Origin of the sequence: Micromonospora andamanensis (assembly GCF_016863495.1) — a bacterium.
GTDB classification, from domain to species: Bacteria; Actinomycetota; Actinomycetes; order Mycobacteriales; family Micromonosporaceae; genus Micromonospora; species Micromonospora andamanensis.
The window spans coordinates 1-14,453 of sequence record NZ_BOOZ01000081.1 but is presented as its reverse complement, the minus strand read 5'-3'; the positions used below and the strand labels follow the sequence as shown (position 1 = coordinate 14,453).

Genomic DNA, 14,453 nt, shown 5'->3' with positions numbered 1-14,453 from the left:
GCCTTAGCAGGGATCAGCAAGAACGACCCGGCCGAGGCGCAGACTGCCCTTGCTGGCATCGATCCGGCGGTGCCACTAGCGGAGTTGTGGGCAGCGCAGGATATCGACAAGACCGCCGCGACCACGTGGGCCTTGAGCTACTTCGACAACATCGCGGCGCAGCACGCCGTGTTCATTGACGACAATCCCGGCCAGCAGGAGCGCCTCCGCGCCGCATACCCGGCACTGCATGTGCCCGCGGTGGCCGCCACTCCGCTTCTCGTCACGGACCTGTGCCGCCAACTACACCCCGGCAGCGACCAGCCGCCCACGACCTCAGACCTGCAACGCACCCGCTACTACCAGGCTCGCCGCAGCGGCGAACTCGTCCCGGAGATCGTGTGCATCGAAGACCCGACCGACGCGGAGACCCTGCGGCGGCTCGCGCAGTTGCACGCCCGCACCAACCAGTTCAACATGACCACCCCTCGCCGCACCGCCGACCAGTTGGCCGCCCTGGTCGCCGACCCGGCGTGGAGTGTCCTGGCGTTCCAGGTCACCTACCACGGCTCAGACCTCGCCGACGAGATCATCGGCTGCGCCGAGATCACCTACCCGCCAGATGGCCCAGCCCGGCTGGACTCGTTCCTGGCAAGCTGCCGCCTGCTATGGGCGGGAGCCCAGCGGCGCATGTTCGGCCAGGCCCAAGCCGTCGTATGCAGCCGGGGCATCAAGGAGTTGACCGCCCGATGGCAGCCCAACGGCCGCAACGAAACCTACGCCCGGTGGTACGCCCACCAGGAGTGGGCCGAGCCAGAACCGGACGGGGCCGGATGGCTGTTCACCGGCACCACCGTCACCCGAGACGGCGAGAGCCCGGATGACCTTCTGGAAGTGATGGCGCGCTACCTCAACGCCGCCCTACGACCGTCGGACCCGACGCCGACGCGAACCCGTCTTCGGGATAGCGACGGCGCTACCGAGGTGCTCATCCCGGGTGGCCCGGCCACCCTCGGACTCCGCGCGGAGGACCGCGCCGTGGTCCGGTCCGTGTTCGGGCTCGACCCCATCGGGGAGGAAGCGCGACCGGTCGACCTCACGCCGTTCTGGATGGACCAGCATCTCGTCAGCCGCGACATGTTCGCCACCTTCCTCCGTACGACCGATCGAGCAGAACAGGCTGCGGCTGTCGAAGCGACGGGCGAGCAGTACGTCCTCGGACCGGTCGGGGACGTGCAACCGGCGTTCGGCACGGGGCAACTACCTGCGATCGTGCCCTGGGTCTGGGCGCAGCGCTACGCGCTGTGGACCGGCGGCCGGCTGCCCAGCGAGGACGAATGGGAGTTCGCCGCTCGCGGCACCGACGGCCGTTGGTTCCCCTGGGGCTCTGCCATGCCCGCGCCGCCGCGTTGCTTGGCCAGAGGTTCGACCCTCCATACGATTACCGCCAATGGTTGGGGGACATCGCCGTTCGGAGTCGACGACATGACCGGCCACGTGTGGCAGTGGTGCTCCGACAGCTACCGCGACCACCCGCAGTACCGAGGCGGCGACACCCGCGCCAACACCTACTTCCTGCGCACCACCGTGCGCCCCCTGGAATCCGCCGAGCACTGCGGACACCTCGTGGGCTTCCGAGTTGTCCGCGACGCCGGACCAGACGATCAACCAGAAAGGTAGGGGCGATGCCCACCACGATTCGGCCTCCAGCCGCGCCACCCGGCTCCACCGTGGCAGTGGTCGCTACCTCGTCCCCGGTGGGCAGCGACGACCTCGATCGGCTTGTCGGCTACCTGCGCGGACGCGGCTACGAGGTGCGCACCTACCCGAGCTGCCGGGCCACCACCGGATACCTCGCCGGCCCGGCCGAGCAGCGCGCCGCCGACCTCAACGCCGCCTTCACCGACCCGGACGTGCGGCTCATCGTGCCCGCCACCGGCGGCAAGGGCGCAGCGCAACTACTGCCCCTGCTCGACTACGACGCCATCGCCGCCAACCCCACCATCCTGACCGGCATGTCCGACCCCTCCATCCTGCTCAACGCCATCCACGCCCGCACCGGCCTACTCACCCTGCACGGCCCCTCCGGCTACGACTTCTTCCAACGACCCGTGCACGACGAAACCGCCACCGCCTTCTTCGATGCCATCACCAGCGGCTTGACCGGCCGGGAAGTTCCCGGCAAGGACTGGAAGATCGTGCGCGGCGCGGGCACCACCGTGCGAGGCCCGGTCGTCGGCGGACACCTCGGCACCATCCGCGCGCTCGTCGGGACCGATTACCTACCCGACCTCGACGGCGCCGCCCTGATCCTCGAAGACGTCTTCGTGGGCTGGGTGGACATCGACGCGGCCCTCACCCACCTGAGGTTGGCTGGCGTGTTCGACCGGATCGCCGCGCTCGTCGTCGGCGTGCCCGTGGACACCAGCCAGGGGGACGCGCCCGACCCGACCTGGGACGACCTGATCGTGCGCTGCGTCGGCGGAAAATTCCCGGTGATCACCAACGTCGAGTTCGGGCACACCCACCGCAAGATCCCACTGCCGATCGGCGGCGTGATCGAGCTACACCTCGACGACAACAGCCCGGTCCTGCGGTACCGCGACGACCTGATCGAGGCCCGATGAGCAGCCACGACCTTGTCCTCGACCTGGACACCCACGTCGACTTCACCTACGCGCTGGAGACCTACCTGATCTATCCGTGGGTCCGCGACGGTGACGAGTTGGTCCGTCCGCTGCGTATCGGATCCAAGGACGCCCACCATGCCGTCGCCCGGGTCAGGCAGAGCGCACCGAACCAGCTCACCGCCCGGGTCACCGTGGACGACGCCGTACCCGATGGCGTCGACCAGGTCCGCGCCGCGCTGGTGCGCTGCCTGCAACTCGACTACCCGTACGAGCAGATCGTTGCCCTCGCCTCCGGAGATCCGGTCCTGCAAGCCGCCGTCAACCACCGCGGCCTCGGTCGCGGCAAGCTCTACCCCGACGTGTTCGAGGCGCTGTGCGGGGTGGTGTGCGCCAAGCGCACGAACTTCAACCGGATCTACGCCATGATGCGCAACCTCGCCGCCGCCTTCGGCGAGCCCAGCGGGGAGATGGTGGCCGGCGAACCCGTGTACGTGTTCCCGACACCACCGATGATGGCCCGCGCCACCGACGAAGAACTCCGCGCCTGCAAGGTCGGTTTCCGGGCAAAAGACCTCGCTAACGTTGCCGGCTACCTCACCGAGGTCGGCTATACCTGGGCCGACTGGCGCAGCCGACCACCGGTTGAGGTGGTCACGGACCTTCTCGGTATCAAGGGCGTCGGTCCCTACACCGCCAACCTGACCGCGAACCTCGTCTACGGCAGCGGCGGCACACCCCACGTCGACACCTACGTTGTCGACGTCATCGGCCGGCTCTACCTGGACAACCCCAACCCCGCCCCGGAAGTGGTCGCCGCCTTCATTGACCAGCGTTGGGGACAGCTCGGCGAACACGTCCTCGACTTTCTCACCACCGACACCGAACAGTGGGTCAGCACCATCGGCAAAACGGTGGGGGTACGCTCCGGTGCCCGGTCCTGACACCCGTATCCGCGTCGCGATCGACGCACGCTACTGGCGAGGCAGCTTCCAGACCGGCGTTGAACGCTACATCCTGCTCCTGCTCGAAGCCCTCGGCACCATCCACGAACACGTCCACACCGCCGTCGTAGTCCGCGACAGCGAGCGGGCCGCGTTCCCCGCCGACGCGTACCCCCATGTCCAGGTGCTTACCGTCAGCACTCGCCACGCCCACGCCCTGACCCGAGCGCTACGCGGCTTCGAGCCTGACCTCGTGCACTACCCGTTCGACCTACCCCGCCGGTTCGACCACCCCGCCGTCTACACACTGCACGACCCAGGCCGCTACCTCTATCCCGAGCTGATGGTCAAACGCATCCGCGATGAGGACAACGATCGGCTGCGCGACCAGCTCCACCACCCGCACCTCCGGGCGATCATCACCGTCTCGGACTCCAGCCGCGCCGACATCGTCAACGTCTTCGGCGAACCCGCACAGCCGCTGACCGTCGTGCCGAACTTCATCGACAGTCGATTCGCCGCCCAACTCCACCACGCCCGCACCACGGCCCGACCACCAGCACAGCCGTTCCTACTCGCCGTCGGCGTCTACATCCCCACCAAGAACATCCCCCGCCTAATCCGCGCCTTCCGACTTGCTCGCCAAGCCGCACCCGACACCGTGCCCCCACAACTGAAACTCGTCGGCCGCCTCGGCTGGGAACGCAGCATCCCCATCCACGGCGCGCCCGACATCGCCGTCCTCGGCCACATCGACAACCAACTCCTAGCGCAACACTTCGCCACCTGCACTGCGTTCATCTGGCCCTCGTTCTACGAAGGCTTCGGACTGCCCGTCCACGAGGCGCTGGCCGCAGGCGCACCCGTATTGGCAGCCGACACCCCGGTCAACCGCGAGATCGCCGGTGACCTGGTCACCTACACCGACCCATACGACGACGACCAGATGGCAAAGGCCATCGTCACGCGCTGCCAGCAGCCCGCACCCCCGGCACAGACCGTCGCCGCCCACCTCGCCCGCTACACCGCCGCGACCGCCGGCACGGCCCTTCTCGACACCTACCGCCGCGCGGTCGCTCGATGATCTAGCCACGCCGCCGCGCAACCCTGACAATGGTGACAGTCGCCAGGTCAGGAGCAATCGTGGTCAACCAGCGCTATGCCCGCCACATCGGCATCGTGCAGCAGCTACGATCCAAGAGCTGGGTCTCGGCCACCGCACTCGCCACCCGCTTCGACGTCAGCGTCCGCACCATCTACCGCGACATCGAGGAACTCAACACCGCCGGGCTGCCCATCGAGTCCGTCGCCGGCCGCGAAGGCGGCTACCGGCTCAGCGCCGAAAGCCCCGTCGACCCGCTGATCATGGACGCGGACGACGTACTACGCCTCTACGTGCTCGGCCTCATCGACAACGGAGACGACGCCATCACCGACCCCGGCCTCCTCCAGGCCGGCGGCGTCAGCGCCTACGCCCGAGACACGCTCCGCAAAATCGGACAACGCATCTACTTCGACACCCGAGACTGGTACTGGCAGGACGAAGGCTCAGGCCACGTCCCCGCCATCCGCTACGCACTGCTCACCAGCACCGCCATCGAGATCACCGTCCGCGTCAAACGCTCCCAGGCAGCCGAAACGATGACGGTCAAGCCCTACGGGCTGGTCTGGAAGGGTGGCGAATGGTGGCTCGTCGCCGCTCCTACCCGAGGCGAACCTCGCCGCTACCGCCTCAACCTCATCGACCGACTCAACCGTACTGACCTGACCTTCGCTCACCCCGGCGACGCCTTCGACCTGCGTGACTGGTGGACCCAAGCCCTCGAAGACTACGGGCGCGGTTCCACCCGGGTTGCGCTACGCGTTCACGCCAGCGCCCGAGACGAGATGCTGCGGCTCGGGCTCAAGCCCGACTCGGAGGTCCACCACGAGCCAGACGGGACGGTGCGGATCATCCTGTACGTGGACAACTGGCAATGGCTCGTCCCGCTCGTGGCCAGCTTTGGCGCTGACGTCGCTGCTGAAGAACCCACTGAACTCCGCCAAGCGCTGCGCCACCATCATCAACGAGCACTGGTCGTCTACCAACAAGAAGACAGCACCGATGCGGACCCCAGTTACCTCCACGACGGCAGCCGGCTCCGCGCAACCCGAGGCCGCAACCCACGAAGCTCGCGATAAAGATGGTGCCCACAAAACGTGGGGATGTCCTGGACGAAGCGGTCAGGGCATCCCCACGTTGCTAGCCCGCCCAGCCCCGGCGACCGCGATGCGGGTCGACCGGAGACGGAGGTACTCCTCAGTGGTCGCTGGCCGCGACCGCCCGAAGGTCGACGGTGTGATGCAACAGACGAAGCCGATCATGATGGTGACTAGTTGTGAGATGAATGCGAGGTGACCACTGGGTCGGTATCTGCAAGCTGTGAGACGGACCGAGGTCCGCCTCTTCTGCGATGACCGCGTTCACGGCGGTAATGGCATCGGGAGGTGCGTCGCGCAGAACATAACCCAACATGGCACCCAAACCGTGACCATCTGATGAGTAGCGACCATCGATAAAGCGTCGCATCCCCTCTCGGACGTACTTCTTCGGCAAGCTCTCACGCAGGTGCAGGCGCTTGGCCTCCACATGCACCAGGGCGGACCCGATCCGGACGTTCAAGTCGGGGCGCGAAGCCTTCGCCGGGTCCTCAAGACCGGCCCGCATTGCGCGGTTTGGCTGCGGCCCATCGTACTGAGCGTGGATCAGCGCCCACTTTAGGCTATCGCCTTCGATGACTCGACACGCACAGTCATAGATCCGAACAGTGCACGGGACCTCACCATCGCTGTACCTGCTGAATCCCTCCTGTTCCCACAGCAGGATCGCTTCAATAAGCAGTTCTCGGATGAGGCCGTCAACTCTGTTGGCCACGCGAGCTTTGAGGGTTACAGCAACCTTGCCCTCGACGCGAGCCCGTAGTCTACCCAGCAACTTATTCGCCGAAGGCGAGTGCGGCCAGGATGCGCTCGGCATCATCGAGCGCCGCATCCCTCGACCAACGGTCGCGGTCGGCAGTCTTCACCACATAGACCGTATCGTCATCAACGAAAAAGCCGGCAGGCTGTGCCACGACTCCCGTGGAGGTGGCTCCCCGATCAGCGTTCATCTCGACGATCCTCTGCATATCGACCGTTGCGCCGTTAGACCATGTATCTTGCACGGCCGCGCCACCCTCCGTCAATGTCACGGTCACAGCTCGGTATGATCTGTCCCTGAAGTGTCGAGCTTCGATGTGCAGGTCAGGCAGCGTCGCAGCCAGAACCTCTCGAATCGTTGCGGCGTACTGACTCAGCCCATCGTCATCAATGGGTGCCGAGTAAGCCAGGGGGTGCTGGAACCGGTCCAGGCCGAAGGCCAAGCGGTCATGGACCCGAAGCTGGTCAGCCGTCGATATCTCGTACATGTCGAAGACAACGCTGTCGAGCTGTTCCCGCCAACCGGTGGTCCTGGGATCAGAACGAGCCTGAGAAAAGATGTCCTGAAGCTCTCTGACGTGAGTGGGGTCCGGCGTTGCTAGGGGCAGGGACAGGTGTTCGTTAAGCTCGACAAAATCCCGTTCAACGCCCCAAGATGCGCTGGTCATGAAATGGTAGTAGTTACCCAGTGAGGAAACGATGGTTGCGGCGAGGGCCATAAGAAGCGGACGATCGTGACGTGGGCCGGCGAAGCCGAGTAGCCCGTTCGGGAAGACGGCATCCTCTTCAACGAAGACTGCTGCTAATCTGCCCTGGTGAAGTGTTCGCCGCACCAAAACATGAGGAGAACGGAACAACTCTCTGTCTCTGGGGCGGTGGAGAGTCTGCATGTCGAAGGCTTCGAACAGATCCGATTCAATCCTGAGCGGCTCAACCATCTCGGTGGGAATGATGGGGAGGCCTTGCAGGTGGGAAGCGTCATTCGCATCTCCGCCTCCGACTTGATAGCCCTGGCCATAGACCCACCCGCGCGCGGAAGCAATTTCCTTGACCGGAGCAAATTTGAGCCTCAGTCGGTCAAGGAGATCAACGTCACGCAGACCTCCCCACAGAAGTACCTTCCAGATATCCGGCCGGTACGCGGCCTGACGCCTACTTATCTCCGTGACCTCCTCGGGTGAGATAACGACAGCGTCGACAGCCGAATTTAACGGTCGCGGATGGGCGGCAATGTGAAGCAGTTGGTTTGATTTCTGCCAAGGCTCCAGGTCTGCCGGGGTGCTTTCGTCGGGCGCCCTCGCGACCACAACCGCTGCTGGCGCGATGGCAGTCGCAAAGAGAGAGCGGCGTATCGCGGATAAGTCTAGTACGGCTTGGACGTTGAGCTGCTCGAAGAGGGCAGTCCTGAAGGCCTGGGTAGATCTACTCCGGTTATGCAGAAGCGGCTTCGAGGGCATAACAAGGCCAAGGGTTCCACCGGGTTTCAGGAAGCGAGCAGCCAGCCAAAGGAACGCTTGTGCGATCTGCTGGTCCGCTATAGGTGCGCTGCTGTCCCTGACAAAACGAGATGCCGCCGGCGTGAGCTTGCTCTTCCATGGCGGGTTTCCGATTACTGCGTCAAACCGCATTGCGGACAAAGCATGGTCGTTGAACGCGTCTGAGACCACGACATTTCTGCCCAGTAGGCGAGGTAGCACAGCGGTTTCCCAGACCGTTGGAGGATCGAGTTCCTCCAGTAAGGCAAGATATAGGCCGAAGGCAGCGATGCGGGCAGAGTCAGGGTTCAGTTCTACGCCGTAGATGCTCGACAGCAGGATGTCCTGAAGCTCTTGGTAGGACAGGTCTCGGCCGACCCGCGTGCGCTCTCGATAGGCGAGACGGCGAAAGGCCTCGGTCATAAATGCGCCGCTGCCGCAGGCAAGATCAATGACCTTCGGCCGTGATTGCCCGATCCAGGGAACAACTTCGTCCAGGACAGTGTCCACGAGGAATCGTGGAGTATAGTAAGCGCTGTCCGTCTCCCTATTGCCCTCAAGAAGCTGTTCGTAGATGCTGCTGACCAAATCGGCTGGCAGCACCGAGAAATCGTACGGCCACAGAGATTGTTGCCCGCTAGGGAGGTCGTCACCTCGAAGCAGTGCGGCTACGCCTGATAATTCGCTATCAGAGACGAGGCTAAGCATTTCGGGAACCGGCCCGAAAACATCTCCATTGAAGCGGTCAGCAAGGCCTTGGAAGAGGCGACGGGTGGGATTGACTCCAAATACCAAGGCTGCCTGGAGATCGGGGACGCCCGACAATTCGTCGATGTGATTTGGCGTCAGAATCTCGCGGTCGGAGAGGTAGCTTGCGACCAAGCATCCGCCAATGATTACGTCCATGGCGGTCCGAAGCTCTGTGTCGTCGCCACCAAAGGTGCGGCGGAGATAGGCGAGATTACTGAGTAGAGCCCGATCCACGCGGGCAGATTTTTTGTAGGAGGCCCCAAATTCGGTTGCGAAATTGCCCGATTCGACTTCGGCGCGGTTGAACGCCTGTAGTAGGCCGTGGGCCGTGTCGGATCGACGACCGGCTTCAAGGATGCCGTCCTGCTGCGTCCTCCGCTTGGAGGGAAGAGACACGGCGTTGAACGCCTGGACGGACTCCTCGCTGACATTCACTAACAAAGGGATGCGACCGTAGTTCCAGAGCCGACGTCGAAGGCCCGTCAGGCCACGAGGATCCGATTGAGCGCTAAAGCCCACTAGGGGCACGCCGTCACGGAAGAACGCGGCCTCAAGGCCAACCTTGCTGCGCAAGTCGCGCCAGACGTAGTCCCGTGGCCCGGCCTGACCGGCTGAAGCCGAAGTCACCAGGCCTTCGTGTCCGGAGTAACCCAATTCCTCCAGGACACTCAGCAGGTGACCCGGCGTGCTCTCAGTCACCGACATCGCCTGCGATGGGTGACCGGATCATGACGACACCATACGGTGAGGTTCACCCTGCCCACAATCGCACAGCGGTGCCGTTCGATGCTGGAACACGCCCAAGGCGAGATGGACGCTGCTTCAGCCGGCATCTGTCGACTTTTCGTCAGGGCTCGGTGCCATGTCCTGTGACAGGGCTTGGCCTACGCCTGTAGCGCCGTCATGCTTCCGGCATCCCCGATCGACTCCGGTACGGCCGAGTCACCGCGGGTAGCGGGAGGATCTCCTCGTCGGACAGTCGTAGACGTTCGGCCTCCCCGGCCAGGAAGGCTGGTACCCCTTCGTGGTGCCCGGGAAGGTGAACCGGGCGGCATCTCCGAGGAGGGTCCGGGTTCGGGACGGAGCCCCGAGGTATTCGTGGTCTTGGCCTCCTGCAAGGTGGCCTGGGCCGCGACAAGCATCCGCCACGCTGACCCTGCCACGGCCGTGACGCAACCGATCCGCCCCCGGCATGGTGGCCCCCGTTTACCCCCCGAAAACTCCTTCCCAGTGTTGACCATCAGTGACAAACGTAGATCATCAGCTCATGGCGTTTGCGCAGCTTAATGCCCAGTTCTGAGGATCAATGACAAGTCCGGGAGGGCCACTGTCGGTAAGAAGAGGTCGTCGGTTCGAATCCGGCCACCCCGACCAGGTGAGGGGCACATCCATCGATTGGATGTGCCCCTCGTTGTTGTGGTTGGCCTGGCGATGCCGGCCGGGCAGACACCCCACGCAGCCGCTGAAGCATCGGGCGTGGTTGGGTCTCCCCGAAGCCAGGTTTGACGGGTGGGCCGCCGGGGATGCTCGATCATGCGCATCGACGTGGACGAGCCGGACGCCCGCGAACGGTTCTGGGAAGGCATGCGGGATGTTGCCCACGCCGCCGCACGCTACCAGGATCAGGCCCTCTACCAGGCCATCGTCAAGATCGGCCGAGCGGCTCTGGCGCAGGGCATCGAGTTGGTGTCGTCGGGCGGCCTGTTCCTGCAGTGCCCGGTCTGCGACGCTCTGCCCGGTCAACGCTGCATCAACATGGCGGGCCACCCGCTGCACGAGCAAACCTGCCATCCCGAGCGCGTCGAGTTGGCAGCGAAGGCGCTGAGCGGAGCAGCGCCCCTGCCCCCTCCGCTGCACTGATCGCCCTGGTAGAGCCTGCCGGCCCGGCTCAGCCGACCCGGCGGCGATGTTCTCGACGCAGCCGGGCCGCCTGCACGGCGGCGACGCCGAGGAGGATCAGGAGCACCGGGCCACCGCCGAGGACGATCAGGCCGGCGCCGATGTTCGCACCTATCGCTCCGGCGGTCACGATCCGCCAGGCAAGGCCGATCAGCACGCCGGCCAGAATCAGCGGTACCAGCACGAACCACCAGCGGGGTTCGAGCTTGCGGGTGACGGTGGCGCGAATCAACAGGACAAGTGACAGCACCATGAGGACACCGGCCACGATCACCGACACCCGGTCGCCGACCACGCCCAGGCTGACCGGCTCCACCGCGTAGTCGAGTGGCTCCCCCTCGGCGGCGAGCCGCCGGGCCGCCGGGCCGGTCAGGTCGCCGACGAGCCATCCGGTCACCACAGGCGTACTCAGCAGCAGGGCCACCACCAGCAGCGCAAGATTACGTCTCACCACGACACCCCTCTGTTCCGCTGGGCTGTCGGGTCGGCCGACCCGGAGCGACCACCAGCAACCTCAGCGGACCCACGATAGTGATCCGCGTCGTTCCTGGCCGCCCCGGGCCGGCCCCGGGTCAGCAGTTCGTGTAGCCCTTGCCCTTCTTCGTCCAGGCGCACTTGTCGATCTGCTTGCCGCTGGCGTTGCGCAGGTACGCGGTGTCGCCTGTGTTGTTCCAGATGTAGTTGCCCGAGCCCCAGTAGCGGGTACCGGCGGTGTTCTTGCCCTTGCCGGTACGGATGACGATGCTCTTGCCCTTGGCGAGCTTGACATCGCCGCTGAACTTGTAGACGTGGTTGGCCTTGTCGCGCAGGGTCCAGTTCTTCAGGTTGATGGTGCGGGCCCGCCTGTTGGTCAGCTTCACGTACTCGGCGTTCAGGCTGGATTTCGACCGGTTGTCAGCGCCCGGCGAGTCGTAGTAGACCTTCGTGATCTCGATGGCCGGGGTGGCGGCCTGCGCCGGGACGGCCGCGGTGAGCGATCCACCCACCACCACGGCGAACGCGGCCACGAGCCCGATGAGCCTTCTCGTCATACGTGTCAAACCCCCACGGACGGCGCCGGAATCTCGGCGCGGATGCGTCACGCCGACGCGTGACGGAGCGAGGCTAACGACGCACGACGCCACAGTGAACACTCAGCCACGCCCTGCCACCGATTAGGGCTGACCGGCGACCGCGGGGCATCCGGCCGGTGATCACGGCACATCCGGCCGGCGTTTCCGGCGCACCCGCCGGCTCGTCGGAGTCGTCCGGTCCGATCGATCGGACTCGCCCCACGACCATGATCAGCCGGCTGAACAGGTGCCCAGGATCACGCCTTCGTCGTCCACTTCGGACCACTGGGCGCGCGCCGTCGCCCGCTCCCGCCCCGTCTCCCGCCCTCCGGGGAGCCGGTCAGAAGCCGCAGGTCATGCCGGCGGTGTGGCTCACCTGGACGGTGTGGGTGACGCAGCCTGCCGGGGACACCACGTGCAGCAGCAGTGCGGTCGGCTCGGCGACCCAACCGATCCGCTCGTCGTCGCTCATGGTCAGGGTCGACTGCCGCCAGGTGCTCGGGGCGACCGACAGCACCGTGCCGGCGAAGGTCGCGGTCACCGGGCGGTGCAGGTGTCCGGCTGCGACGCGTACCACGTGCGGGTGTCGGAGCAGCACCTCGGCGAACTCGTCACCGTCGGCGAGCCGGATCGAGTCGGCGATCGGGATGCCGACCTCGACCGGCGGGTGGTGCAGGCAGACCACTGCCGGCACGTCGGGGCGTGCCCCCAGCACCCCGTCCAGCCAGATGAGCTGCTCCTCGCCGAGCCGCCCGCCGTCCGAGCCGGGAACGAGGGAGTCGAGCACGACGACTGTCGCTCCGGGGTGATCGACCTGATAGTGCGCGGAGAAGCCGCCGCCCAGCCACGGGGTGCCCCCGAAGGCGTCGAGCAGCGACTCCCGGTCGTCGTGGTTGCCGGTGACCAGGTGCACCGGCAGCGGGAACCGCCCGAGCACCTCGCGCAGCACGGCGTACTCGTCGGTACGACCGTGGTCGGCCAGGTCGCCGGTGATGACCACGCAGTCGGGCCGGGGGTTCAGCGCGAGCACCCGGCCGAGCGCCCGGTGCAGGCCGGCAGCCGGCTCGGCGCCGAGGATGCCGGTGGTCAGGTGCGGATCGCTGAGGTGGGCGATGAGCATCGGGCCTCCACTCGACCGGGAACCCCAACGCTATCGCCGCCGCGTCCCGCCCGGGGCCCCACAGGCTCCATCCACACCCTGTGGATAGGACATGTGTACGACCGCAGCCGCCTCGCCGCTCTGCGTGAGTACGCTTGATCCGCGACCCGGCGCCACCGGGACCGGATCCGACCTGGAACGACGTGCGAGTGGATCACCAGAAAGTCATCCGTGACGTCACGGTCCGCCTGCCCATGGCGTCGACCGTCGCCGAGGTCTGCGAAGTGGCCGTTGAGGCCCTCGCCCGCTACACCCCCGCCACCATCGCCGTCCTGCTGCACGTGCACGGCCGGCTCCGCTGCGTCGCCGCCACCGGATCCTGGCAGGTCTTCGCCACAGTCGCGCCGGACGCCGGAATCGTCGGGCGGGTCTACACACGTGGCCGTTCCGCGGTCGTCCCCGATGTCGCCGCCGACCCCGCACACATCCCGGTACGCCCCGACGTCACCGCCGAGCTGTGCGTACCGCTCCTGAACCCGGCGGGCCGGACCATCGGGGTACTCGACCTGCAGTGGACCGGGCCGGCGGACCTCGTCTCGTGGCGGGCGGTCGCCGAACGCGTCGCCGCCCGCCTCGGCAGCCGGATCTCGGCACTCGGCGGACCGACGGAGAGCCGCAGCGAGAAGCTGCTCCGGCACGCCTCGGCGATGACCGCCGCCACCACCGAGTGGGAGCTCATGACAGCCGCGATCGCCGCGGCCCGGGACGTGTCGACCCTCGCTGCGGCCGTCCTCCTGCTCGGTGGCCGGGGTGGCCCCCGACTCGGTGCCCCGACTGCCGCCCCCGGCGAGTTGGAGACCCGGATGCGGGCCGAGCTGGCCGAACTGGACACCCCGGTACTCGCTCGCATCATCGACCGGGCCCACCGCTACGGAGCCGGCTACACCCTTGGTGAGGCCGACCACCCACCGACCGACGAGCATCAGCCGCTGGTCCGGGCCGGCGTACGCACCCTGGTGGCGGTGCCGTTCGGTCCGCCGGACCGTGGCGGGGTGCTGCTGGTCGCCGACGAGCGGCTGCTGCGGCCGGACCCGACCACAGTCAACCTGTTGGAGCTGCTCGCCGGGCAGGCGTGGAGCTGCCTGGACCGGCTCCGCACCCTGGACCGGCTCCGTGAGCAGGCCAGCTCCGACCCGCTGACCGGGCTGCGGCACACCGGCCCGTTCGGTCAGCGGATCGCCACCGTGACCCCGGACCGCACCGCCCTGCTGGCGATCGACGTGGACGACTTCAAGACGGTGAACGACACGTACGGCCACCAGGCCGGCGATCGGGTGCTGATCGGGCTCGCCCGGGCGCTGGAAGGCGCGTTGCGCCAGGGGGACGAGTTGTACCGGATCGGCGGAGACGAGTTCGTCGCGGTGATCGAGGTGAGTCGCCCCGAGGAGGCGGTACGCGTCGCCGAACGGCTCACCGAGGCAGCTCGCCAGGTGGGCCGCACGATAAGCGTCGGAGTGGCACTCCCTCGCCCCGGCGAATCACCCGACCTCGCCCTACGCCGCGCCGACCAGGCCCTCTACGCGGTCAAACGACAGGGCCGCGACGGCGTCCACCTCTCCCCCGCCTAACCCCCACCCTGACGCGCCGATCATGCAGTTGTGGTCACCGTT

12 protein-coding genes are annotated in these 14,453 nt (G+C 66.4%); 7 read left to right on the top strand and 5 right to left on the bottom strand.

Annotated elements, in window-relative coordinates; translation table 11 throughout:
* The 5 genes from Van01_RS31795 to Van01_RS31775 form a co-directional block, all read left to right on the top strand.
* Window positions 1-1,659, top strand: a 1,659-nt coding sequence (locus Van01_RS31795) for an SUMF1/EgtB/PvdO family nonheme iron enzyme (protein ID WP_204015504.1), incomplete at its 5' end; no start/stop codon positions are given.
* Window positions 1,660-1,664: 5 nt separating this feature from the next.
* The gene (locus tag Van01_RS31790; protein WP_204015489.1) at window positions 1,665-2,606 is read left to right on the top strand and encodes a S66 peptidase family protein; all 942 of its coding nucleotides are present in this window, start codon (window positions 1,665-1,667) and stop codon (window positions 2,604-2,606) included.
* Window positions 2,603-3,550 (top strand): DNA-3-methyladenine glycosylase family protein, encoded by a 948-nt coding sequence (locus Van01_RS31785; protein WP_204015486.1) that lies wholly within the window; start codon window positions 2,603-2,605, stop codon window positions 3,548-3,550. The genes Van01_RS31790 and Van01_RS31785 overlap by 4 nt, the downstream gene beginning before the upstream one ends.
* Complete coding sequence (locus tag Van01_RS31780; RefSeq protein ID WP_204015483.1) at window positions 3,537-4,634, top strand: glycosyltransferase family 4 protein; 1,098 nt, start codon at window positions 3,537-3,539, stop codon at window positions 4,632-4,634. The genes Van01_RS31785 and Van01_RS31780 overlap by 14 nt, the downstream gene beginning before the upstream one ends.
* A gap of 59 nt (window positions 4,635-4,693) precedes the next feature.
* A complete protein-coding gene (locus tag Van01_RS31775) occupies window positions 4,694-5,731 on the top strand; it encodes a helix-turn-helix transcriptional regulator (protein WP_204015482.1) in 1,038 nt (345 codons plus the stop codon).
* 118 nt (window positions 5,732-5,849) lie between these two features.
* Here Van01_RS31775 and Van01_RS31770 read toward each other — a convergent pair whose 3' ends face one another.
* A complete protein-coding gene (locus Van01_RS31770; RefSeq protein ID WP_204015479.1) occupies window positions 5,850-6,464 on the bottom strand; it encodes a hypothetical protein in 615 nt (204 codons plus the stop codon).
* A 61-nt stretch (window positions 6,465-6,525) separates the two neighbouring features.
* Window positions 6,526-9,432, bottom strand: coding sequence for an HsdM family class I SAM-dependent methyltransferase (locus tag Van01_RS31765; RefSeq protein ID WP_204015476.1), 2,907 nt, complete (start codon window positions 9,430-9,432; stop codon window positions 6,526-6,528).
* 834 nt (window positions 9,433-10,266) lie between these two features.
* Here Van01_RS31765 and Van01_RS31760 point away from each other — a divergent pair.
* Complete coding sequence (locus tag Van01_RS31760; protein WP_204015473.1) at window positions 10,267-10,593, top strand: zinc finger domain-containing protein; 327 nt, start codon at window positions 10,267-10,269, stop codon at window positions 10,591-10,593.
* Window positions 10,594-10,621: 28 nt separating this feature from the next.
* On the opposite strand, the gene Van01_RS31755 is transcribed toward Van01_RS31760, so the two are convergent.
* The 3 genes from Van01_RS31755 to Van01_RS31745 all read right to left on the bottom strand — a co-directional run bounded on the left by Van01_RS31755 (window position 10,622) and on the right by Van01_RS31745 (window position 12,804).
* Window positions 10,622-11,083, bottom strand: coding sequence for a hypothetical protein (locus Van01_RS31755; RefSeq protein WP_204015471.1), 462 nt, complete (start codon window positions 11,081-11,083; stop codon window positions 10,622-10,624).
* Between the two features lie 121 nt (window positions 11,084-11,204).
* Window positions 11,205-11,663 (bottom strand): lamin tail domain-containing protein, encoded by a 459-nt coding sequence (locus Van01_RS31750; RefSeq protein WP_239099417.1) that lies wholly within the window; start codon window positions 11,661-11,663, stop codon window positions 11,205-11,207.
* A 361-nt stretch (window positions 11,664-12,024) separates the two neighbouring features.
* Window positions 12,025-12,804: a phosphodiesterase gene (locus Van01_RS31745; protein WP_204015468.1), complete on the bottom strand. Its 780-nt coding sequence runs from the start codon at window positions 12,802-12,804 to the stop codon at window positions 12,025-12,027.
* A 188-nt stretch (window positions 12,805-12,992) separates the two neighbouring features.
* Between Van01_RS31745 and Van01_RS31740 the strand changes: the two genes are divergently transcribed.
* On the top strand, window positions 12,993-14,411 hold the full coding sequence (locus Van01_RS31740; protein ID WP_204015465.1) for a sensor domain-containing diguanylate cyclase: 1,419 nt from the start codon (window positions 12,993-12,995) through the stop codon (window positions 14,409-14,411).
* Window positions 14,412-14,453: the final 42 nt, after the last annotated feature.

What these genes read in the sequence shown, in the direction of transcription:
- Van01_RS31790 (WP_204015489.1), top strand. Translation starts at nt 1,665, where the DNA reads ATGCCCACCACGATTCGGCCTCCAGCCGCGCCACCCGGCTCCACCGTG.
- Van01_RS31785 (WP_204015486.1), top strand. Translation starts at nt 2,603, where the DNA reads ATGAGCAGCCACGACCTTGTCCTCGACCTGGACACCCACGTCGACTTC.
- Van01_RS31760 (WP_204015473.1), top strand. Translation starts at nt 10,267, where the DNA reads ATGCGCATCGACGTGGACGAGCCGGACGCCCGCGAACGGTTCTGGGAA.
- Van01_RS31750 (WP_239099417.1), bottom strand. Translation starts at nt 11,663, where the DNA reads ATGACGAGAAGGCTCATCGGGCTCGTGGCCGCGTTCGCCGTGGTGGTG.
- Van01_RS31745 (WP_204015468.1), bottom strand. Translation starts at nt 12,804, where the DNA reads ATGCTCATCGCCCACCTCAGCGATCCGCACCTGACCACCGGCATCCTC.